Source organism: Arthrobacter sp. AG367 (assembly GCF_007828995.1).
Taxonomy (GTDB): Bacteria; Actinomycetota; Actinomycetes; order Actinomycetales; family Micrococcaceae; genus Arthrobacter.
The window spans coordinates 1,428,203-1,449,486 of sequence record NZ_VIVE01000001.1; the positions used below are offsets into that span (position 1 = coordinate 1,428,203).

At 65.8% G+C, this 21,284-nt stretch carries 24 protein-coding genes; 11 read left to right on the forward strand and 13 right to left on the reverse strand.

The window, feature by feature from the left end; all coding sequences use genetic code 11:
* Positions 1-69: 69 nt before the first annotated feature.
* From FB478_RS06590 to FB478_RS06600, 3 genes are all read left to right on the forward strand, one after another.
* Positions 70-1,353, forward strand: a complete 1,284-nt coding sequence (locus FB478_RS06590; protein WP_026265667.1) for a magnesium transporter MgtE N-terminal domain-containing protein — start codon at positions 70-72, stop codon at positions 1,351-1,353.
* Positions 1,337-2,029 carry a DUF1003 domain-containing protein gene (locus tag FB478_RS06595; protein ID WP_018768586.1) on the forward strand — a complete coding sequence of 231 codons (693 nt, stop codon included), beginning with the start codon at positions 1,337-1,339 and terminating at the stop codon, positions 2,027-2,029. The genes FB478_RS06590 and FB478_RS06595 overlap by 17 nt, the downstream gene beginning before the upstream one ends.
* Positions 2,030-2,090: 61 nt before the next feature.
* Positions 2,091-3,248, forward strand: a complete 1,158-nt coding sequence (locus tag FB478_RS06600) for an Mrp/NBP35 family ATP-binding protein (protein WP_144599987.1) — start codon at positions 2,091-2,093, stop codon at positions 3,246-3,248.
* A 30-nt stretch (positions 3,249-3,278) separates the two neighbouring features.
* On the opposite strand, the gene FB478_RS06605 is transcribed toward FB478_RS06600, so the two are convergent.
* From FB478_RS06605 to sigE, 3 genes are all read right to left on the reverse strand, one after another.
* Positions 3,279-3,683: a twin-arginine translocation protein subunit TatB gene (locus FB478_RS06605; protein WP_018768588.1), complete on the reverse strand. Its 405-nt coding sequence runs from the start codon at positions 3,681-3,683 to the stop codon at positions 3,279-3,281.
* A gap of 69 nt (positions 3,684-3,752) precedes the next feature.
* Complete coding sequence (locus FB478_RS06610) at positions 3,753-4,652, reverse strand: anti-sigma factor (RefSeq protein ID WP_144599988.1); 900 nt, start codon at positions 4,650-4,652, stop codon at positions 3,753-3,755.
* Positions 4,653-4,659: 7 nt separating this feature from the next.
* Positions 4,660-5,274: an RNA polymerase sigma factor SigE gene (gene sigE / locus FB478_RS06615; RefSeq protein ID WP_026265669.1), complete on the reverse strand. Its 615-nt coding sequence runs from the start codon at positions 5,272-5,274 to the stop codon at positions 4,660-4,662.
* Between the two features lie 229 nt (positions 5,275-5,503).
* On the opposite strand from sigE, the gene FB478_RS06620 reads away from it, so the two are divergent.
* Positions 5,504-6,136: an O-methyltransferase gene (locus tag FB478_RS06620; protein WP_018768591.1), complete on the forward strand. Its 633-nt coding sequence runs from the start codon at positions 5,504-5,506 to the stop codon at positions 6,134-6,136.
* A gap of 58 nt (positions 6,137-6,194) precedes the next feature.
* On the opposite strand, the gene FB478_RS06625 is transcribed toward FB478_RS06620, so the two are convergent.
* From FB478_RS06625 to FB478_RS06640, 4 genes are all read right to left on the reverse strand, one after another.
* Positions 6,195-6,362: a DUF3117 domain-containing protein gene (locus FB478_RS06625; protein ID WP_009357720.1), complete on the reverse strand. Its 168-nt coding sequence runs from the start codon at positions 6,360-6,362 to the stop codon at positions 6,195-6,197.
* 233 nt (positions 6,363-6,595) lie between these two features.
* Positions 6,596-7,852, reverse strand: a complete 1,257-nt coding sequence (locus FB478_RS06630) for a hypothetical protein (RefSeq protein WP_144599989.1) — start codon at positions 7,850-7,852, stop codon at positions 6,596-6,598.
* Positions 7,849-8,304, reverse strand: a complete 456-nt coding sequence (locus FB478_RS06635) for a DivIVA domain-containing protein (RefSeq protein ID WP_056394094.1) — start codon at positions 8,302-8,304, stop codon at positions 7,849-7,851. Before FB478_RS06635 ends, FB478_RS06630 begins: the two co-directional genes overlap by 4 nt.
* Positions 8,305-8,347: 43 nt before the next feature.
* Positions 8,348-9,130, reverse strand: a complete 783-nt coding sequence (locus FB478_RS06640; RefSeq protein ID WP_018768594.1) for a TIGR00730 family Rossman fold protein — start codon at positions 9,128-9,130, stop codon at positions 8,348-8,350.
* Between the two features lie 104 nt (positions 9,131-9,234).
* Between FB478_RS06640 and FB478_RS06645 the strand changes: the two genes are divergently transcribed.
* The 4 genes from FB478_RS06645 to FB478_RS06660 all read left to right on the forward strand — a co-directional run bounded on the left by FB478_RS06645 (position 9,235) and on the right by FB478_RS06660 (position 12,520).
* Positions 9,235-9,990 (forward strand): amino acid ABC transporter ATP-binding protein, encoded by a 756-nt coding sequence (locus FB478_RS06645; protein ID WP_026265670.1) that lies wholly within the window; start codon positions 9,235-9,237, stop codon positions 9,988-9,990.
* Between the two features lie 70 nt (positions 9,991-10,060).
* Positions 10,061-10,948 (forward strand): glutamate ABC transporter substrate-binding protein, encoded by an 888-nt coding sequence (locus tag FB478_RS06650; protein WP_144599990.1) that lies wholly within the window; start codon positions 10,061-10,063, stop codon positions 10,946-10,948.
* A gap of 85 nt (positions 10,949-11,033) precedes the next feature.
* Positions 11,034-11,684: an amino acid ABC transporter permease gene (locus tag FB478_RS06655; protein ID WP_018768597.1), complete on the forward strand. Its 651-nt coding sequence runs from the start codon at positions 11,034-11,036 to the stop codon at positions 11,682-11,684.
* Complete coding sequence (locus FB478_RS06660; RefSeq protein ID WP_018768598.1) at positions 11,681-12,520, forward strand: amino acid ABC transporter permease; 840 nt, start codon at positions 11,681-11,683, stop codon at positions 12,518-12,520. The genes FB478_RS06655 and FB478_RS06660 overlap by 4 nt, the downstream gene beginning before the upstream one ends.
* A 73-nt stretch (positions 12,521-12,593) precedes the next feature.
* On the opposite strand, the gene dapE is transcribed toward FB478_RS06660, so the two are convergent.
* Positions 12,594-13,730, reverse strand: a complete 1,137-nt coding sequence (gene dapE / locus FB478_RS06665) for a succinyl-diaminopimelate desuccinylase (RefSeq protein WP_056394095.1) — start codon at positions 13,728-13,730, stop codon at positions 12,594-12,596.
* A 51-nt stretch (positions 13,731-13,781) separates the two neighbouring features.
* Between dapE and dapD the strand changes: the two genes are divergently transcribed.
* Both dapD and FB478_RS06675 read left to right on the forward strand, forming a co-directional pair.
* Positions 13,782-14,804 carry a 2,3,4,5-tetrahydropyridine-2,6-dicarboxylate N-succinyltransferase gene (dapD, locus tag FB478_RS06670; RefSeq protein WP_144599991.1) on the forward strand — a complete coding sequence of 341 codons (1,023 nt, stop codon included), beginning with the start codon at positions 13,782-13,784 and terminating at the stop codon, positions 14,802-14,804.
* Positions 14,805-14,811: 7 nt separating this feature from the next.
* Complete coding sequence (locus FB478_RS06675; RefSeq protein ID WP_018768601.1) at positions 14,812-15,669, forward strand: hypothetical protein; 858 nt, start codon at positions 14,812-14,814, stop codon at positions 15,667-15,669.
* A gap of 30 nt (positions 15,670-15,699) precedes the next feature.
* Here FB478_RS06675 and FB478_RS06680 read toward each other — a convergent pair whose 3' ends face one another.
* Both FB478_RS06680 and FB478_RS06685 read right to left on the reverse strand, forming a co-directional pair.
* Entirely contained in the window at positions 15,700-16,311 is a 612-nt protein-coding gene (locus FB478_RS06680) for a hypothetical protein (RefSeq protein WP_018768602.1), read from the reverse strand.
* A gap of 114 nt (positions 16,312-16,425) precedes the next feature.
* Positions 16,426-17,034, reverse strand: a complete 609-nt coding sequence (locus FB478_RS06685; protein ID WP_144600057.1) for a TetR/AcrR family transcriptional regulator — start codon at positions 17,032-17,034, stop codon at positions 16,426-16,428.
* 109 nt (positions 17,035-17,143) lie between these two features.
* On the opposite strand from FB478_RS06685, the gene galE reads away from it, so the two are divergent.
* Complete coding sequence (galE, locus tag FB478_RS06690; protein ID WP_144599992.1) at positions 17,144-18,157, forward strand: UDP-glucose 4-epimerase GalE; 1,014 nt, start codon at positions 17,144-17,146, stop codon at positions 18,155-18,157.
* A 76-nt stretch (positions 18,158-18,233) separates the two neighbouring features.
* On the opposite strand, the gene FB478_RS06695 is transcribed toward galE, so the two are convergent.
* The 3 genes from FB478_RS06695 to fdxA all read right to left on the reverse strand — a co-directional run bounded on the left by FB478_RS06695 (position 18,234) and on the right by fdxA (position 21,250).
* Entirely contained in the window at positions 18,234-19,520 is a 1,287-nt protein-coding gene (locus FB478_RS06695; RefSeq protein WP_018768605.1) for a citrate synthase, read from the reverse strand.
* A 237-nt stretch (positions 19,521-19,757) separates the two neighbouring features.
* Entirely contained in the window at positions 19,758-20,909 is a 1,152-nt protein-coding gene (dapC, locus tag FB478_RS06700; protein WP_056394105.1) for a succinyldiaminopimelate transaminase, read from the reverse strand.
* Between the two features lie 14 nt (positions 20,910-20,923).
* Positions 20,924-21,250: a ferredoxin gene (gene fdxA / locus FB478_RS06705; RefSeq protein ID WP_026265673.1), complete on the reverse strand. Its 327-nt coding sequence runs from the start codon at positions 21,248-21,250 to the stop codon at positions 20,924-20,926.
* Positions 21,251-21,284: the final 34 nt, after the last annotated feature.

Sequence of the window (21,284 nt, forward strand, 5' to 3'; positions counted from 1 at the left end):
TCTTGCCCATCAAGGTGGGTGCTGCCTGTAAATTCAGCTAAAAGAGAGCAGACTCGGTAGCCTGTAGTGGTGAGCACAACACCTACTCGCGTCTTCGTGGCGCGCCTCCTGGGCCTCGATGTCTTCGACCCGCTGGGCGACCGGCTGGGCCGGCTGCGCGATGTTGTTGTGCTGTCCCGCGGAACCCAGGGAGCCCCCCACGTGGTGGGCATCGTGGTGGAAGTACCGGGAAAGAAGCGCGTCTTCGTGCCCATGACGCGCATTACCTCGATCGACCAGACCCAGATCATCTGCACGGGCCTGGTCAACCTGCGCCGGTTTGAACAGCGCGGAGCCGAAACGCTGGTGGTGGCGGAGATGTTCGACCGCAGGGTCACCCTCCGTGACGGCAGCGGGGACGCCACCATCGAGGACATCGCCATCGACCAGCACCGGTCCCGCGACTGGTTCGTCAGCAAGCTCTTTGTCCGGCGCGGCCACTCACTGTCCCCTTTGAGCCGGCTGCGCCGCAACGAAACACTGATCATTGACTGGGCGGACGCCCAGCAGGGGCCACGCACCGAGCCGCAGGCAGCCACACAGTTCGTGGCCAACCACGAGGACCTCAAGCCCGCTGACTTCGCCGAGGCACTGCAGGAGATGAGCGACAAGCGCCGGTTCGAAGTGGCCAGCGAACTGCAGGACGAGCGGCTGGCCGACGTCCTCCAGGAGCTTCCCGAGGACGACCAGGTGGAAATCCTCTCCGCGCTGGATGTCCAGCGCGCCGCCGACGTCCTCGAGGAGATGGACCCCGACGACGCCGCCGACCTCCTCGGCGAACTCCCCTCCGCCCAGGCAGAGGAACTCCTCCAGCTGATGGAACCCGAAGGCGCGGAGGACGTCCGCCGCCTGCTTGAATACGACGAGGACACCGCCGGCGGCCTGATGACTCCGGTACCGGTCATCCTGCCGCCGGAAGCCACGGTTGCCGAAGCCCTGGCCCACGTCCGGCGGGAGGAGCTCTCCCCTGCGCTGGCGTCGTCGATCTTTATTGCCCGGCCGCCGCTGGAAACCCCCACCGGCCGCTTCCTGGGTGTGGTGCACATCCAGCAGCTGCTGCGCTTCCCGCCGTTCGAGGCTCTGGGAAACCTGGTGGACAAGAACCTCGAGCCGTTGTCCGACCAGGCCCACATCAGCGAAGTGGCACGGACCCTGGCCACCTACAACCTCAACTCCCTCCCGGTGGTCAACGACGCCGGCCGGCTTGTGGGGGCGGTGACTGTTGATGACGTATTGGATCACTTGTTGCCGGACGACTGGCGCGCCCATGATGGCGAAGCCCCGATAAGAAAGCTCGGTGGCCGCATTGGCTGATAACAGCGCCCCGAAGAACCCCAGCCAGCGGAACCTGGCCAACGCGGAATCAAAAGGCAGTCTCGATACTCCCTTGAGCGCCCGGCAGCGGATCCTGCCCAAGTTCTCCCCGGATCCGGACGCATTCGGCCACGCCACCGAGGGCTTTGCCCGGTTCATGGGCACCCCGCAGTTCCTGGTCTACATGACGGTGTTCTGTATTTTCTGGCTGGGCTGGAACACGTGGGCGCCCGTCGAGTGGCAGTTCGATTCAAGGGACCTTGGCTTCACCCTGCTGACCCTGATGCTGTCGCTGCAGGCTTCCTACGCCGCGCCCCTGCTGCTGCTGGCGCAGAACCGGCAGGATGACCGCGACCGCGTCTCGGTGCAGCAGGACCGCCAGCGCGCCGAACGCAACCTGTCCGACACCGAGTACCTGACCCGGGAACTGGCCTCCCTGCGGATCGCCCTGCGCGAGGTAGCCACCCGCGACTACGTCCGCGCCGAGCTGCGCTCACTCCTTGAAGACCTGCTGGAAGCCCAGGAGGAACTGCGGACCCACGATGACACGGGCCCCGGTTCGCACGAATCCCCACGGGACAAGGTCAAGGACAAGCTGCGCGAACAGCGGGACCGGCAACGCAGCCCGCGCACCCAGCAGATCCCCCGGGTGAAACCGGGCCACTCTGCCCAATGACCGCCAGGCCGCCCTCCGGCAGGCCTGCCGCCGCATCCGTACGAAAGCCGAGGCTCCTCCCATGAGCGCCCCCATCGATCCCGCTGACTCCACCCAACCGGCACTGGCACAGGTCGTCAACAGCGCCCTCGCCACCGTGATCGATCCCGAACTCCGGCGCCCCATCACCGAACTGGGCATGGTGGACTCCGTCCAGGTTTCCGACGACGGCAAGGTGAGCGTGGCGGTCCTGCTCACCATTGCCGGCTGCCCGCTGCGGGACACCATCACCGCCGATGCGCAAAAGGCCCTTTTCGCAGTCCCCGGCGTCACCGCCGTCGACGTCGAGCTCAAGGTGATGGACCAGGCCCAGCGCGATGCCCTCAAGGAGAAGCTGCGCGGCGCCGGCGGCCAGCGCAAAATCCCCTTCAATGAGCCCGATTCCCTCACCAGGGTCTACGCCGTGGCCAGCGGCAAGGGCGGAGTGGGCAAGTCCTCGGTCACCGTCAACCTGGCCACGGCCCTGGCTGCCCAAGGCCTGCGTGTGGGCATCGTGGATGCAGACGTCTACGGCTTCTCCGTCCCTGCGCTGATGGGCATCACCCAGAAACCCACCCAGGTGGACGACATGATCCTGCCCCCGGTTGCGTACGGCGTGAAGGTGATCTCCATTGGCATGTTCGTCACCGGCAACCAGCCGGTTGCCTGGCGGGGACCCATGCTGCACCGGGCCCTGGAACAGTTCCTCACCGACGTCTACTTCGGCGACCTGGACGCCCTGTTCCTGGATCTCCCGCCGGGTACGGGTGACATCGCCATTTCCGTGGCCCAACTCCTGCCCAAGGCCGAAATCCTGGTGGTCACCACGCCCCAGGCGGCGGCGGCGGACGTTGCCGAACGCGCTGGCGCCATCGCCACCCAGACGGGTCAGAAGATCGCGGGCGTCATCGAGAACATGTCCTACCTGGAGATGCCCGACGGCGGCCGGATGGAACTGTTTGGAAGCGGCGGCGGGGCGGTCCTCACCGAACGCCTCAGCGCCACGGTCGGGGCGGAGGTACCGTTGCTGGGCCAGATTCCCCTGGACATCCAGCTGCGCGAAGGCGGGGACTCGGGGGTTCCGATCGTGCTGGGCCAACCTGCTTCGGCGGGCGCTGTGGCGCTGGCCGGCATCGCAGGGCAGTTGGCCGCAAAACCCCGTGGCCTTGCAGGGATGAAGCTGGGACTGCAGCCGCGCTGACCGGGCCGGAACTGGCGGGGCGCGAAAACCCTAGGTGGCTTCGGTGTCGAAAGGGGCTGCATCGCCAGGGGCCAGCCTCTGCACGACTCTTTCAGGCCGCTGCGGGGCTGCATCCGCCACGGCCGCGGCGCCGGAAACTGCTGCCACGGCGGCCGGAGCATTTGCGCTGACGGGCTTGGTGTCGTCGTCGAGCAGTGCTTCCTTGATGATGCGGCGGGGGTCGTACTGGCGGGGGTCGTACTTCTTCCAGTCGACATCGTCAATGTCGATGCCCACTTCTTCCTTGATTTGTTCACGCGCCCCGGAAGCCATGCGGCGGAGTTCCTTGACCAGGTTTGCCAGCTTCTGGGTATATTCCGGCAGCCGCTGGGGGCCGATCACCAGCACGCCGATGATCAGCAGAAGGATGAACTCCGGGCCGTTGATTCCAAACACTTTAGGAAGATTACCCTCTCCGGGCTGCGAGTGACGATTCCCGTCCGGCGGACGGGAAAACAGTCTGCATTACTGGGTGAACAGGGCAGCTATCTTGTTGATCCCGCGCTCCAGCCGCGACTCCAGGGGCTCCGGTGCCGGCGTCACTGTGGTGTCGGGCACGGCGGCGGCAACCCCTTCCGCCGCGGTATCGGCGTACTGCTTGAGCATGGGCAGGGCATCATCTGCCTGCTCGGGGGGCAGATCGGAGCGGTAAGTGATGGTGAGGCCGGCTGCCCGGTAGGTGGCGGACCAGGGAGAGGTGCTCGAAACCTGCATTGGACCACGTTGGCCGGCGGTGCCCTCCCCCGCCGGGCCGCCCGGAGCCGGTGTGGCGTTGCCGGCCGGTTGATGATCAACCGGGTGCTGTTCCGTGACGGTGGCGTGATGGGTACCGTCGGTGAGCCGCAGCTCCACTGCAGGTTGCCCGTCAACCACCAGCGCCCTGGCCGCTTCCACATGGAATCCCATGGCCTGCAGTTCGGGGCAGGCCCACCCCTCGGAGCGCAACGTGGCCAGCTGCGCGGCGGTCAAGGTCCGGCCGTCCGCAGGGGTCTGGGACGAGACGTGCGAAAAGGCTGCTTCGGTCCCCGCCCGTTCCCCGGCCGCAGGGTCTCCCGCTGCCGTGAAGGCCCCTACGGCCAGCACTCCGGCCGCTGCCATGGTTCCGCCCGCGGTGAATGCAAGTGCCCGGGCGGCCACACGGGAGGTCCCGCCCTGATGGGCAGGGGCGGGCGGCTGGGCTGCCAATTCGTGGGTGCGGGTCAGCAGCCGCGCCGTCAGGTCCTGGCTGGCGGGCGGAATGGGAGCATCGCGCAGACGCTCAAGGTACTGCCGTTCCCGGCGCACGGCCGCAGCACACTCCTGGCAGGCCTCAAGGTGGCTGCCGCTGCGCTGATGCCTGCCGCCGAAAGGAAACTGGGACTTCATGTGCCGTTCAGAGGATGCCGGCGATGCGTGGCATCGCAAGCTTGCGGCGGGACTGCTGCGGGCGGGGGTCGCGGTGGGCCAGCTTTTCACGGAGCATGGTCCTGCCGCGGTGGATGCGTGAGCGGACGGTGCCCAGCTTCACGCCCAGGGCCTCGGCGACTTCGTCGTAGGACAGCCCCTCGAGGTCGCACAGGACCACGGCGGCACGGAAGTCCGGCGGCAGTTCCTCCAGCGCGGCCTGTACGTCCAGGTCCAGGTTGTTCAGCTCGAAGCTCTGCTCCGGCCCCGGCTCACGGCCGGGCAGCCGGGACTCGGCGTCCTCCGCGAGGGCGTCGAAACGGATGCGGGTCCTGCGCCGGGCCTGGTCAAGGAACAGGTTGGTGGTGATGCGGTGCAGCCAGCCATCGAGTGTTCCTGGCTTGAAGTTCTCCAGCGACCGGAAGACGCGGACAAACACCTCCTGGGTGAGGTCCTCGGCGTCGTACTTGTTTCCGGTCAGGCGGTACGCCAGCCGGTACACCTTTGCGGAATGGTTGGTGACCACTTCTTCCCAGGTGGGACGGACCCACTCATCATCGGGATTGTTTACTGCAGGGACAGGTGCCACAACTGAAGATGACATCGTCCACTCCCCTCGTGGAATGCTAACGCCCGGATACTGTTGACATCTCTGATTCGGCGCCGGTCACCTTTTGGATGAGCGGATATCAATCATGTCAAACTTGGCTGGGAATTTCCTGACCATTGGCAAACTTCAGCCTTCGGCGCAACGGCCGCTTTCCCGGCCGGCCGGCCCGAACACAGTAGGCTTGAGGAGACATTCCCCCCTTACGCCCAGAAAGCGATAATTCATGAGCGCCGACAAATCCAGCAGCTGGTCCTATGCAGAAGATCTGCCCGCTGAGGATGAGGTTATGCTTCGGGCCCGGGAACGTTCATTTGAATTGGGAGTAAGCGCCATCAGCCCGGGCGTGGGGGCCGTCCTGACGGTGCTGGCCGCCGCCTCCAAAGCCCAGACCGCCGTGGAGATCGGCACCGGCGCCGGCGTCTCCGGCGTCTGCCTGCTGCGGGGCCTGGGACCGCACGCAGTCCTGACCACCATCGACGTGGATGTGGAGCACCTGAGGGCCGCCCGCGAAGCGTTTGCGGAGGCCGGCAGTCCCGCCAACCGCACCCGCACCATTTCCGGCCGTGCGGGCGACGTCCTGCCACGGCTGACCGATGGCGCCTACGACCTCGTCTTCATCGACGCGGACAAGCCGGGCCTTCCGGGCTATGTGGAGCAGGCCATCCGGCTGCTGAAGCCCGCGGGGCTGCTGGTCATCAATGACGCGCTGGACAAGGACAAGGTTGCCAACCCGGCGGGCCGGGAGGCCACCACGGTGGTCCTGCGGCAGGTGGGCAGGGCAATCCGCGACGACGACAGGCTGGCGTCGGCAATGCTCCCCACCGGCGATGGCCTGCTGGTGGCAGTCAAGAAGTAAGCCTCCCAAAAAAGGACAGGGTGCGCAGCCCGCGGGCCGCGCACCCTGTCCGGTACGACTATTCGGTAACGCCTACCAGGCATTCCTTGAGGTTGGCCGCCTCGGCAGCGTTCAGTTCGACCACCAGGCGCCCGCCGCCTTCGAGCGGGACGCGCATGATCAGGCTGCGGCCCTCCTTGGTGACTTCCATTGGGCCGTCGCCGGTGCGTGGTTTCATAGCCGCCATGAGGAATTCCCCTCCATTTTGTCCCAGGACTGATCAGCCCGGGCGGGCTGTGTCCGCATGTCGATCAGGCCGCTATGGCGGGGTGGTGGTGCCACCGCCAAGGCTGCGCGTTTTCTGAATGCTTTTGTCCTTGCTTACCTATCATTATCGCGGAATTACCCGTACGTAGCTAATCGATGGACATTTTCCGGCAACTGTTATTTCCCGGCTGACCTGCGCGGAAGCCTGATTTGTCAGGGCGGATAATCCCCTCCGCCGGGAAGCTGCGCCCAGGCCCAGAGCCAGACGATCCAGACCATCTGAAGCAGCAGGAACATCACCACCACCGTGCCCCGGTAAGCCCTGGAACGGGACAGGAACGCCGCCCCCAGGGCCAGTGGAAACAGCGGCAGCAGCATCCTGAAGGTGCTGGTTTGCGGATGGAGGAACATCAGCAGGTAACCCATGTAGCAGGCGCACCAGAGCCGCAGTTCGACGCCGAGCCGCACCACCGGGGGAAGGAACAGCATGGCAATGAACAGTGCCACGAAAACCACGGGGGCCAGTAGGCCCAGCACGGGGCCGAAGAGTTCGACGCCGGTGTCGAACCACGGCTGGAACGGGACCAGGTCCTGGCCCCGCCACACCGTCTCGGTTTTGGTATAGGCCTGCGGGTCGCCCGTCGCTGCCCAGGCGGCGGCGGGCCACGCCAGCGCGGAAACGCCTGCGACGGCGGTGAGCCCCGTCAGTGCCGCCAGGTCCCGGAGGGAATGGGCTGCTTCATCCGCGCCGCGCTGCCGCCCCTTCCGGACGTGCGCGGCGGCGCGGAAGACCAGCAGCAGCCCCGCCATGGCGGCGAAGGGGACGCCCACCGGCCGGGACAGGCACAGCAGCAACACCACGGGGATGGCCCAGAGGTACTGCCGGCGTACTACCAACAGCAGGGCCGCGGCCAGCAGCAGGAGTGACAGCGGCTCGGCATACGGGACCTGCAGCACGGCGGAGACGGGAAAAGTCGAAAAGAACGCTACCCCCCACATGGCCGGCACGTGTGCGGCCTTCTGCCGGAAGAGCGTGTAGACCACCAGGGCGGCCGCCCAGCCGGCCAGCATGGCGATGAGGGTCAGCGAGGCGGCAGGGTTCAAGCCGGTGAGGCGGCTAAGTCCACCGGCCAGTGCAGGATAGAGCGGGTAGAAAGCCCACGTATTTTCCTGCACATTGCCGGCGGCATCCGTGGGAAGGATTGACGGGTAGCCGTTGGCGATGACCTGGGCGTACCAGCGGGCGTCCCAGATGTTGATGAAGTTCCAGTAATCCGGCTTGGGCGGGAACCAGGGGTTGACGCCCTGGTGGAGCGCCGCGGCCATGAAGATGCAGGCCGAAACGAGGCGTGCGGCGGCATACAGGCCGGTGACCTGGAGCCACCACGGCCAGTTGCGGACGGCTGAGGCCAGGCGTCGGGCCAGGGTGCCGGCAGAGGGCGGAGCGTTGCGGGGGGCCACCGTGCTCACAGGCCGCCCTGTCCCGGCACGGCAACCTCGTCGGCCTCCCCACTCCCGGCGTTCCCGCTGCCTGGCACTTCAGGTGCCCTCCCGCCGGGTGCCGCGGGTCCGCCGTCGGAAGCCTGCTCCCCCGCCTGCTCCATGGCAGCCAGCCGGATACGCAGCTCCGCCAGCTCGGTGTCCCTTGCGGTCAACTGGTCCCGCAGCTCGTCCAGGACCTGGTCCACCTGGTCCATCCGGTAGCCGCGCAGGCCAAGCGAAAAGCGGATCTGCTCAACGTCTTCCGGAGCGGCACGCTCCGGAAGCAGCACGGGCGGCAGGTTGGCGGGCGGCTCGTCGAATCCCCCGTCCAAAAGGGCGGGCAGCGCAGCCCCGCCGGTCTTGCGGGCGCGCCGGCCCAGGCCGGCCCAAAGGACGGCCGCCACCAGCACGACGGCCAGGAAAACGAGGAAGAAGCTCACGGTTCCATCGTGCCAGACCGGCGGCCCGGACTTTGGCCTGCAGCTACTCCGGCCGCTGTTCCCCGTTCAGGGACGGTGTCACGCCTGCATGCAGGACCCGGTCCACTGCCTCCGCGGGATCGTCCACGAGCTGGATCAGGTCCAGGTCCTTTTCCGAGACCATGCCTTCGGCCACCAGGGTGCCCCTGATCCAGTCGATCATCGGTCCCCAGAATTCGACGCCGAGGAGCACGATGGGAAACGAGGTCACCTTGCGCGTCTGGACCAGGACCATGGCCTCGAACAGCTCATCCAGGGTGCCCAGCCCGCCGGGGAGCACAATGAAGCCCTGCGCGTATTTGACGAACATCGTCTTGCGGGCAAAGAAGTACCGGAAGTTGATGCCCAGGTCCACCCACTGGTTCAGGCCCTGCTCGAACGGCAACTCGATGCCAAGGCCAACCGATACGCCGTTGCCCTCCACCGTCCCCCGGTTGGCCGCCTCCATGGAGCCCGGCCCGCCACCGGTAATTACCGCGACTCCGGCTTCGGCGAGCTTGCGGCCCACCTCCACACCCATCTCGTAGTACTGGCTGCCCGGTTTGGTCCGCGCCGAGCCGAAAACGCTGACCGCTTTTCCAATGTCCGCCAGGGCACCGAAACCTTCGACGAATTCACTTTGGATCCGCAGGACCCGCCACGGATCGGTGTGGACAAACTGGCCCGGACCCTTGGTATCAAGCAGGTGCTGGTCCGACATCTCCACGGCCGCCTGCTTGCGCCGCAGCTCAAGGGGCCCCTTACGGCGGGGCTGGGAATTCTTGGCCGGATCTGCGTTGATACTCATTCCCCTAGGCTAACCTCCCACTCCAGGTATCTCTTGAATCACGATCAGCAGGAACTTGGGGTGATTGGCGTCATAACGCACGGTTCTTCGCTAGATTCGTTCCTATGACTACTCATGTGCCCGGCGATGCCCTCGTCTCCCTGAACGCCGTAAACAAGCATTACGGCCAGCTGCACGTTTTGAAGGACATCAACCTGCAGGTCCGCAAGGGCGAGGTTGTTGTGGTCATCGGACCCTCGGGATCCGGTAAGTCCACCCTCTGCCGGGCCATCAACCGCCTGGAAACCATTGAGGGCGGAACCATCAGCATCGACGGGAAAGTCCTCCCCGAGGAAGGCAAGGAGCTCGCGCAGCTCCGTGCCGACGTCGGAATGGTTTTCCAGTCCTTCAACCTCTTCGCCCACAAGACGATCCTCGAGAACGTGACCCTGGGACCCATCAAGGTCAAGGGCGTGTCCAAGGCGGCCGCGGAAAAGGACGCCATGGCCCTGCTCGAACGGGTGGGCGTGGGCCACCAGGCGCCCAAGCTGCCGGCCCAGCTCTCCGGCGGCCAGCAGCAGCGTGTGGCGATTGCCCGCGCCCTGGCAATGAAGCCGAAGGTCATGCTGTTCGATGAGCCCACATCCGCACTGGACCCCGAAATGATCAACGAGGTCCTGGACGTCATGGTCCAGTTGGCCAAGGAAGGCATGACCATGATTGTGGTCACGCACGAGATGGGCTTCGCCCGCAAGGCCGCCGACCGCGTGGTCTTCATGGCGGACGGCCAGATCGTCGAGGACGCCACCCCGGAGGAATTCTTCACCAACCCGAAGAGCGACCGCGCCAAGGACTTCCTGTCCAAGCTCCTCACCCACTGAGTTATTCGAACCATCACACGTCAGTTCGCATCCAGGCCGGAAACCCACGGCCACCAATGAAAGGAATGTCATGAAGGCATTTATGTCCAGGCGGAAATCCTTCGTCGTGGCGGCCACCGCTGCCCTCGCCCTGTCCCTCAGCGCCTGTGGCGGCGGAGACTCGGGTGGCTCCAGCAACCCCAGCCCCGTTGAGAAGCCGTCGTTCGCTGCCGGAACCACCATGGCAAAGCTGTCCTCCGCCGGCACCATCAAGATCGGCACCAAGTTCGACCAGCCACTGTTCGGCCAGGTTGGCCTGGACGGCAAGCCCGTCGGTTTCGACGTTGAAATCGGCAAGCTGATCGCCGCCAAGCTGGGCATCGCCGCGGACAAGATCGAATGGTCCGAGACCGTTTCGGCCAACCGCGAGCCCTTCATTGAGCAGGGCAAGGTGGATCTGGTCATTGCCACCTACACCATCAGCGACAAGCGCAAGCAGGTTGTCGACTTCGCCGGCCCGTACTACGAAGCCGGCCAGGCCCTCATGGTGAACAAGGACAACGACTCCATCAAGAAGCCCGAGGACGTCAAGGGCAAGAAGGTCTGCTCCGTGACGGGCTCCACCCCGGCCGCCACCATCGTGGACAAGTACGGCGCGGAACTGGTTCCGGCCGCCACCTACTCCGCCTGCCTGGAGCCGCTTCGCAACAAGCAGGTTGAAGCCGTCACCACGGACAACGTGATCCTCGCCGGTTTCGTTGACAAGGAGCCGGATGCCTTCAAGCTCGCCTCAGAGGAAACCTTCACCAAGGAGCCTTACGGCATCGGCCTGAAGAAGGGTGATACCGAGTTCCGCAACTGGATCAACGACCAGCTGGAAGCCTTCGGGAAGGACGGCTCGTACAAGAAGGCGTGGGAAGCCACCGCAGGTTCGGTTATCAAGACCGCGCCCAGCCTCCCGGCCATCAACCGTTACTAAGTAGCGTCCGCCATGCTGCCGGGGCCCCTCAACGGCCCCGGCAGCACAGCCTTCAATCCGTCCACGCTTACAGCCGAAGGATCTTATGGACGTCATCTTTGAAAACCTGCCCCTGTACTGGGAGGGTTTTCTCCGCACTCTTTTCCTTTCCGTCGTCTCCGGTATCTTCGCGTTGATCCTTGGCACTTTGCTGGCCGCGGCACGCGTCTCCCCGGTTGCGGCACTCCGCGGTTTCAGCACCGTCTACGTGGAAGTCCTCCGCAACACCCCGCTGACCATCGCGTTCTTCTTTGCAGCAGTCGTGCTCCCCCGTATCGGAGTCAAGTTCGAACAGTTCGAGATCGCCGCGATCATCGCCCTCAGCACCTACACCGCCGCGTTCATCGCCGAAGCTGTCCGCTCAGGTGTCAACAGCGTGCCTGTCGGCCAGGCCGAGGCAGCGCGCAGCATCGGCATGAAGTTCGGCCAGGTGCTCTCGCTCATCATCCTCCCCCAGGCCCTGCGGACGGTGATCCCGCCGCTGATCAACATCCTGATCGCGCTCGTCAAGAATTCTTCGGTGGCCGGCGCCTTCTTCGTCCTGGAGCTGTTCGGCTACGGCCGCCAGCTGGCCAACGCCAACGGCGACGCCGTCATCACCGTCCTGCTGGGCACGGCGTTCTTCTATCTGCTCCTCACCGTTCCGCTGGGAATCCTCGCCAACACGGTGGAACGAAAGGTGGCGATTGCCCGATGAGCTCGGTTCTCTACGACGTCCCCGGCCCCAAAGCGCGCCGGGTTTCCCTCATTGCCTCCATCATCGGCGGCCTGCTGATTCTCGGCCTGCTGGCCTGGGTGGTTACGATCCTCGCCCAGCAGGGCATCTTCGAGGCGCGCCGCTGGCAAATCTTCACCCGCGGCGACGTGTGGCAACTGCTCGGTAAAGGGCTGGGGTCCACGCTTTCCGCAGCCGCACTGGCGGCAGTCATCGCGTTCCCGCTGGGCCTGCTGCTGTGCCTGCTCCGCATTTCGGATGCCGCATTCATCCGGATTCCCATGAGGATCATCCTGGAATTCCTCCGCGGCATGCCTGTGGTCCTCATGATGCTCTTCATCCTGCTCGGGTTCGGCACCTCGGCGTTCATCGCCGTCGTGGCCGGCCTGGTGCTGTACAACGCTGCGGTCTTTGCCGAGATCATCCGCGCCGGCATCCAGTCCCTGCCCAAGGGACAACGGGAAGCCGGCCTGGCCATCGGCCTCACCAGCTACAAGTCCCGCATGCTGATCGAGCTGCCGCAGGCGATCCGCCGCATGATGCCATCCCTCGTGGCGCAGATGGTGGTGCTGCTGAAGGACACCTCGCTGGGCTACATTGTGGCGTACGGCGAGCTGCTGCGCGCGGTGCAGGTCATGGCGGACTTCCTTGGCACGCAATACCTGTTCCCCATCTTCTTCGTGGCGGCGGCCATTTACATCGCCATCAACATCTCGGTCTCGCGGCTTGCCGTATGGATCGAGCGCCGCGGCTCCAAGAAGGCAGCCGGGGGCATGGCGAAGGCCGAACCCGATGTTTTGGAAGCTGCGGCTCCGTAGCTTCCAAGAGCCCACAACAGGAAAGGTCCGGAGCTCCCGTGGGGAGTTCCGGACCTTTCCTGTTCGTGGACCGTCAGGCAGCGAGCCAGCTCTCCAGGGCGGCCAGGCACTTGCGGATGGCGTCGGCGTGGACGTGCTCGTCGTCCTTGTGCGCCAGCAGCGCGTCCCCCGGGCCGAAGTTCACCGCCGGGATGCCCAGCTCACTGAAGCGGGCGACGTCGGTCCAGCCGTATTTGGGCTTGGGCTCGGCTCCCACGGCGGCCACGAACGAGGCGGCAGCCGGGTGCTGCAGTCCGGGCCGCGCGCCGGCGGCGGCATCGGTGCGGACCACGTCGAAGCCCGCCAGCAGCTCCCGGACGTGGGCTTCGGCCTGGTCCGGCGTCTTGTCCGGGGCGAACCGGTAGTTGATCTCGACGACGCAGCGGTCCGGGATGACGTTCCCGGCCGTGCCGCCGTTGATCTTCACCGCGTTGAGGCTTTCCCGGTAATCGAGCCCGTCGACATTGATGGTCCGGGGTTCGTAGGCAGCCAGGCGGGCAAGGATCGGTGCCGCGGCGTGGATGGCGTTGCTGCCCATCCAGGCGCGGGCCGAGTGGGCGGCCTCCCCCACCGTGCTTGCCTCGAACCGGCTGGTGCCGTTGCAGCCGCCCTCCACCGTGCCGTCCGTCGGTTCCAGCAGGATGGCGAAGTCCCCCTTCAGCAGGTCGCCGTGGTTGCGGACCAGGCGTCCCAGTCCGCTCTTCACGGCCTCCACTTCCTCGTGGTCATAGAAGACGAAGGTGACGTCCCGCTTGGGCTGCGCGCCGCCGTCGAACAATCCTGCCGCCAGTGCGAGCTGGACCGCCACCCCGCCCTTCATGTCCGTGGCCCCGCGGCCGTACAGGACGCCCTCGCCCGGAACACCCGATTCCCAGCTGGAGGGAACGGTGCCCCGGGATCCTTCGGTGAGCGGAAGCGGCACTGTGTCCAGATGGCCGGCAAGGATCACACGTTCGGCGAGTCCAAGTTCGGTCCGGGCGATGATGGCGTCGCCGTCGCGCACCACGGCCAGCTGGGGAATCCCAAGCAAGGCGGACTCAACGGCGTCCGCGAGCTGCTTTTCATTGCCGGACACGCTGTTGATGTCCATGAGCGCTGCGGTCAGCAGCGCCACGTCCTGGCGGAGGTCAAGGGTGGACACGGAAGAGTCTGGGGCGGTTTCAGCAGTCACGAAGCCAGTCTAGTTCGAACCCCATGCCCCGCCCTCGATAGACTGGGGCACATGACTGAGACCGCTTCCTCTGCCGTGCCCGAAACCCTGACCTCCAACGCTGATGACCGTTCCGCCTACGGTTTTGGCGTAGCCACCATTGCCACCGGCGACGCCACGGTCCTGGACGTCTGGTTCCCCGCGCCGGCACTGGGAGTTGCGGCGGAGAACCTCCGCACGGTGGACAACGCGGATGAAACCCTGGTGCAGATCGCCGAGAACGGCACTGACGAGGACCGCGGCACCGAGCAGAAGGTGGTCTTTGTCCAGATCAACCTCGATGAAGCCCCGGCGGACACCGCGGACGCCTACCTCCGCCTCCACCTCCTCTCGCACCGCCTGGCCCAGCCCAACACCATCAACCTGGACGGCATCTTCGGCAAGCTTCCCAACGTGGTGTGGACCAACTTCGGCCCGGCCGCCGTCGAAGGCTTCGAACTGACACGCGCAAGGCTTCGCCGCCGGGGCGCCGTCACCGTCTACGGCGTGGACAAGTTCCCGCGCATGGTGGACTACGTGGTCCCCTCCGGCGTCAGGATTGCCGACGCCGACCGGGTCCGCCTGGGCGCCCACCTCGCCGCCGGCACCACAGTCATGCACGAGGGCTTCGTCAACTTCAACGCCGGCACCCTGGGCACCTCCATGGTGGAAGGCCGTATCTCCGCAGGTGTCGTGGCCGGCGACGGCAGCGATGTTGGCGGCGGCGCCTCCATCATGGGCACCCTGTCCGGCGGCGGCAAGGAAAAGATCACCATCGGTGAGCGCGTCCTGCTCGGTGCGAACTCCGGCGTGGGCATCAGCATCGGGGATGATTCCGTGGTGGAAGCCGGGCTTTACGTCACGGCAGGCACCCGGGTCCGCGTTCCGGGCCCCAAGGACGAGGTGGGCGATGACACCACCAAGATCGTCAAGGCCGCCGAACTCTCCGGCGTGCCCAACCTGCTGTTCCGCCGCAACTCCACCACGGGGGCGGTGGAGGCCCTGCCCCGCAAGGGCCAGACCGTTGAACTGAACGACGCCCTGCACGCCAACTGATCCCTTCGTGGCACGCAGACGCGGCCTGCGCCGCCTGGCGGTGCTGCTGCTCACCCTCGCACTGGCAGCGGGCGGAATTTACACAGCAGTGTTCTTCGTGCAGCGTTCCGAAACCCTCGTTTCGGAGCGCTGCACCGCTGCGGCCGGCAACCGGACCGGTGAACTTGCGCCGGACCAGGCGGCCAACGCCGCGCTGATCACCGCGGCGGCCGTCAGGCGGGGACTGCCGGCGCGCGCCGCCACCATTGCCATCGCCACCGCCATGCAGGAGTCGAAGCTGCGCAACATCGGGCACGGCGACCAGGCCGGTCCGGACTCGCGGGGGCTTTTCCAGCAGCGTCCGTCCCAGGGTTGGGGCACGGAGGCCGAGATCATGGACCCCTACTATGCCGTCAATGCCTTCTATGACGCGCTGGTGAAAATTCCGGGCTACGAGGCGCTCGACATCACCGATGCTGCTCAGCGGGTCCAGAAGTCGGCCTACCCCAAGGCATATGCCCAGCACGAGGACATGGGCCGGGCCTTTGCCTCCGGACTCACCGGACAGACGCCGGCCGGAGTGCAGTGCACGCTCCGCTCCCCGGCGGCCGGCGGGACAACCGCATCGGTGGCCACCGACCTGGACCAGGCCTACGGCGGCGTGGACTCACAGGTTGACGGGGCCACCCTGGTGGTGGACGCCGACGGCGCGCTGGCATGGTCGGTTGCCCAGTGGGCGGTTGCCAACGCCAAGGACCTGGCCGTCACCCAGGTGGAGGTGGCAGGCCGGACCTGGCACCGTCCCGATGGGGACGGATGGCAGGCTTCAGGGGCCCCGGAGGGACAGGTGCGCATCACCGTACGGCAGGACGACGGCGGCAGCTGAAGGGCCGCCGTCGTCCTGCCTTAAGGGTGGCTAGACCAGGATTTCCAGCACCGGCTGGACGTAGCTGCGGAGGAGGTCCGGCTGCCCCATCAAATCCTGGCTCATGATGATCTTGTCGGGCTCCAGGTACCAGGCCCGCTGCTCGTCCAGCGGCAGCTCGATGATGGTCAGCTTGAAGTCCCGCGAGTCCCGCCCCACTTCCATCAGCCTGTCGTCCACCATGTCCTCAAGCAGCTGGTCCGTTCCGGAGGCCACCCGTTCGGCCTCGAGCTCGGCGTATTCGCTCCTGCGCTCCCTGGCCCAAGTGAGGGCGGAGCCGAAATGGGCCTGCAGGACCCGCTGCAGGGCCGGAGAGTTGCCGAACGCGTCAAAACTGGGCGGGGAGAGTTCCGGCGATGTGTGCGGATGGGCCTTCAGCAGCTGCTCCCACCAGGCCTCCCACTCGGTCTTCAGCGCGCTGATGCCACCAACGTCGGCCGTCAGGTGGGAGTGGTCAGCCGAACGGACCTTCGGCGACGCATGGGACAGCATCGGTTGTCCCACTCCGTTCAAGCCGGCCGCATCCCGGACGTACAGTGCGATCATCATGGGCCCGGACGTGTCGGTGGTGATCTGCCACCCTGAACCGCTTGCGTGATGCATCCAAAGTCCTTCCCTGGCCTTCCCATGCCGGGCGGCATGACCCGCTCTGCAGTACCCGGCTATCAGTCTATTCCCGCAGCCAGTTCCCGGTAGTGCAGGATTGGACCCGGGCGCCTACCGTGCCAGTCCGTCCAGGTGCCGCTCAAGCACGTCGCGGCACATCTGCGCTGTCATCCAGCCCGGTTGCAGCAGGGCATGCATGCACAGGCCGTCCAGGGTGGCCAGAAGGCGTTCCGCCTCCACCACCAGGTTCTCCTGCGGTTCATCTTCGGGGAGCAGGGAGGCAACCACTACGCCCACGATGGCGGCCACCTCGCGGTGGCTGCGTTCGGCCTCGGCGGCAAGGAACGGCCTGATCCGCGCCGCGTTCTTGAAGGCAAGCCAGGCGCAGGCCTCCACAGCTGATTCCTCATCCAGCGGAAGCATGCCGCCCAGGAGGGTCAGAACCGCCTGCCGCTGTTCAGGGCTGGCCTGGGCAGCCTCCTGCACGCCCGGCAGCAGTGCCTCCAGCCTGCCGACCACCCGGTCCACCACGGTGCCGAACGAGAAGGCCAGCAGTTCATCACTGCCAGCGAAGTAGTGCCGGACGGAACCGACTGCCAGGCCGGCCTCGTCCGCCACTTCGCGCAGCGAGGCACGTTCCAGCCCATCGACGGCGATGATGCGCAGAACCGCTTGGACAACATCCTGACGCCGGGCATCCGCGTCTACTATTTTGGGCACCATTCTTATTAGCACACTTGTGCTTCCACTGCCGCCTCCACCGTCAGGTCGACGCCCGCCATCCGGGACGCAGGGGCGGGGACCGCTTCCCGTGGGATAGCGTTGAGGCATGAAAATCTTGGTCACAGGGGGTACCGGCTACATCGGTTCCCACACTGTTCTTTCCCTGCAGGAAGCCGGCCACGACGTGGCCGTCATCGACAACCTGGTCAACTCCAGCGAGGAGTCACTGCGCCGCGTGGCTGAGCTCAGCGGCAAGACCGCGGAGTTCCACAACGTCGACCTGGTGGACGAGGCCGCCGTCGACAAGGTCTTCGCCGGCGCCGGCATTGACGCCGTCATCCACTTCGCCGGGCTCAAGGCCGTGGGCGAATCGGTGCAGCAGCCGCTCAAGTACTACTACAACAACCTGGTGGGCACGCTCAACCTCATCCGCGTCATGGACCGGCACGACGTCCGCTCCATTGTCTTTAGCTCGTCCGCCACCGTCTACGGCGAACACAACCCCATCCCCTATGTGGAAAAGATGGAAATCGGCGCCAACAACCCCTACGGGCGCACCAAGGAACAGATCGAGGACATCCTCTCCGATCTTGGCGCAGCCGACTCCCGCTGGCACATAGCACTGCTGCGCTACTTCAACCCGGTGGGCGCGCACCCCTCAGGACGCATCGGCGAAGATCCCCAGGGCATCCCCAACAACCTGGTTCCCTTCATCGCCCAGGTGGCGGTGGGCCGCCGCGAGAAGCTCATGGTCTTCGGCGGCGACTACGACACCCCGGACGGCACCTGCCTGCGCGACTACATCCATGTGGTGGACCTGGCGGCAGGGCACGTCGCGGCACTGGACCACATTGCCGGCCGGACGGGCGTCTTCCGCTGGAACCTCGGCTCCGGCAAGGGCTCCTCCGTTCTGGAGGTCCTGCGCTCCTTCGAGAAGGCTGTGGGCAAGCCCATCCCCTACGAAATCACCAGCCGCCGGGCAGGGGACCTGCCCGCCTTCTGGGCCGACGCCACGTCCGCCCTGGCGGACCTGAGCTGGTCCACCACCAAGACGGTGGACCAGATGTGCGAGGACCACTGGCGCTGGCAGAAAAACAACCCCCAAGGCTACGCCTCGTAGTCCCCTTGAATGTGGCACAACGCGAAGCGGCCGCCCACCTTGGAAAGGTGGGCGGCCGCCGTCGTTATGGCCGGTTTCAGCGGACCGGGTAGTCCCGCTCCGGCTCGCCGATGTACAGCTGGCGCGGACGGCCGATCTTGGTGTTGGGATCGCTGATCATTTCACGCCACTGGGCAATCCAGCCGGGCAGGCGGCCGATGGCGAACAGGACGGTGAACATCTTCTCGGGGAAGCCCATGGCCTTGTAGATCAGGCCGGTGTAGAAGTCCACGTTCGGGTAGAGCTTGCGCTGGATGAAGTAGTCGTCGCTAAGCGCCTTCTCTTCCAGCCGCATGGCGATGTCCAGCAGTTCGTCGTTGCCGCCGAGCTTGCTGAGGATCTCGTGCGCCGTGGCCTTGACGATCTTGGCGCGCGGATCGTAGTTCTTGTACACGCGGTGCCCGAAGCCCATGAGGCGGACGCCGTCTTCCTTGTTCTTGACCTTCTCCATGTAGTCCTCGGGCTTGAGGCCCTCGGCCTGGATCTGGCGGAGCATCTTGAGCACGGCCTCGTTGGCACCGCCGTGGGCCGGGCCGAAGAGGGCGTTGATACCCGCCGAAACGGACGCGAAGAGGTTGGCGTTGGAGGAGCCCACCAGGCGCACGGTGGAAGTGGAACAGTTCTGCTCGTGGTCAGCGTGGAGGATGAGGAGCAGGTCCAGGGCCTTGACGATGACCGGGTCCAGCTCATACTGCTCGGCGGGCAGGCCGAAGCTGAGGCGCAGGAAGTTCTCCACCAGGTTCATCGAGTTGTCCGGGTACAGCATGGGCTGGCCGATGGACTTCTTGTGGGCATAGGCGGCGATGACCGGCAGCTTGGCCATGAGCCGGATGGTGGAGACCTCCACCTGTTCGGCGTTGAACGGGTCCAGCGAGTCCTGGTAGAACGTGGACAGCGCGGACACGGCCGAGGACAGCACCGGCATGGGGTGCGCGTCGCGGGGGAAGCCGCCGAAGAAGCCCTTGAGCTCCTCGTGCAGCAGGGTGTGGCGGCGGATCTTCTGGTCGAACTCGTCCAGCTCGGTGGGCGTGGGCAGGTTGCCGTAGATCAGCAGGTAGGACACCTCAAGGAAGCTGGAGTGCTGCGCCAGCTGCTCGATGGGGTATCCGCGGTAGCGCAGGATGCCCGCATCGCCATCGATGTAGGTGATTGCCGAGGTGGTTGCTGCGGTGTTCATGAAGCCGGGGTCGAAGGTTACGGCACCGGTCTGCTTCAGCAGCTTGGAGACGTCGTAACCCTCGTTCCCTTCAACAACCTGGATGCGCGGGAGCTTCAGCTCGCCACCTGCGTGGAGCAGGGTCGCAGCATTGTTGGTCTCAGTCATGGAGTCCCCTTCATGAGGCTTCTGGGCCTCTGTCGAAAGCTTGATCCAACATCAGGTGAGCCGCGCACGAAGCCTGAGAAGACAGGTTCCAACACCCGGGCTGCCTTCTTGTAGAAAGCCACCATTGATAGTCACTTAAAAAGTACCGCCCCTTGGCGGGTGTCACTAATCCGCAGCCGTCAAATGCACCCTAAAACGCGCCGGATGTGGGGCGAGTCACACGATTATTACGTACCCTTAGGAGCCCGATCCGGCCAGGCGTGCCACGGCCGCGTCGATCCGCTCGTCGGATCCGGTGAGGGCAACGCGGACATAGCCGTTGCCGGCGTCCCCGTAGAAGACGCCGGGTCCCACCACAATGCCGCGGTCAGCCAGGCGGGCCACTGTGTCCCACGTGTCCTCCCCCGCCGTCGACCAAAGGTACAGGCCGGCGTCGGAATCCTTGATCTCCAGGCCGAAGTCCAGCAGGGCGGGCACCAGCCGCTCCCGCCGGCCCCTGTAGAGGTCCTTTTGGGCCTCGACGTGGGAGTCGTCCCCCAGGGCCACGCGCATGGCCTCCTGGACCGGGTAAGGGACGATCATGCCCGCGTGCTTGCGGCTGTTGACCAGGTTGGGCATCAGGTCCGGATCACCGGCCACGAATGCCGCGCGGTAGCCGGCGAGGTTGGACTGCTTGCTGAGCGAGTACACGGCAAGCAGGCCCTGGTGGGAGCCGCCCGCCACCTGCGGGTCCAGGATGCTGGGAACGCGCCGGCCGCCGCGCTGGACGTCCCAGTCCCCCCATCCGAGTTCGGCATAGCATTCGTCCGAGGCCACCACGGCACCCAGCTCACGCGCCTGTTCCACAAGCGCCTGGAGGGATTCGATGCCCCGGACGCTTCCCGTGGGGTTCCCGGGGGAATTGACCCAGATGAGGCGGACGCGCGAGCGGGTGGCGTCATCGAGTTCGTCCAGGTTGTCCGTTGCCACGGAGGTGACGCCTGCGAGGGTGGCGCCGATATCGTACGTCGGGTAGGCCACCTTGGGGCGTACGACGACGTCCCCCGGCTTGAGGCCAAGCAGCAGCGGAAGCCACGCAACGAGTTCCTTGGACCCCACCGTGGGCATGATGTTCCGGGGATCAAGGCCGGACACGCCGCGCCGGCGCTCGAACCAGCCCGCAATGGCTTCCCGGAGCGCCGGGGTGCCGTGCACCGTGGGATATCCCGGGGCATTCGCGGCCGCCTTCAGTGCATCCTGTATCAGCTGCGGCGTGGGATCGACGGGTGTCCCGATCGACAGGTTCACGGCTCCGCCGGGATGCTCCGAAGCCTTCGCCAGGTACGGCGCCATGGCCTCCCACGGGTAGTCGGGCAGGTCCAGGCCAAACGAATTCGTTGCTGCGGTCACGGCTTGCGTCCGCGTCAGTGGTCTTGGTTCTGCGGCGGCAGGGCGGCGATCATGGGGTGGTCCTTGCCCGTGTTGCCGACCTTGGCCGCGCCCCCCGGGGACCCGAGGTCATCGAAGAACTCAACATTGGCCTTGTAGTAGTCGGCCCATTCCTCGGGGGTGTCATCCTCGTAGTAGATGGCCTCCACCGGGCACACCGGTTCACAGGCGCCGCAGTCAACGCATTCGTCCGGATGGATGTACAGCGAACGCTCGCCCTCATAGATGCAGTCGACCGGGCATTCCTCAATACATGCCTTGTCCTTAACATCCACACACGGCTGCGCGATTACGTACGTCACGTCCCTGGCCTCTCCACGTTGGGTTCCGGCTTCC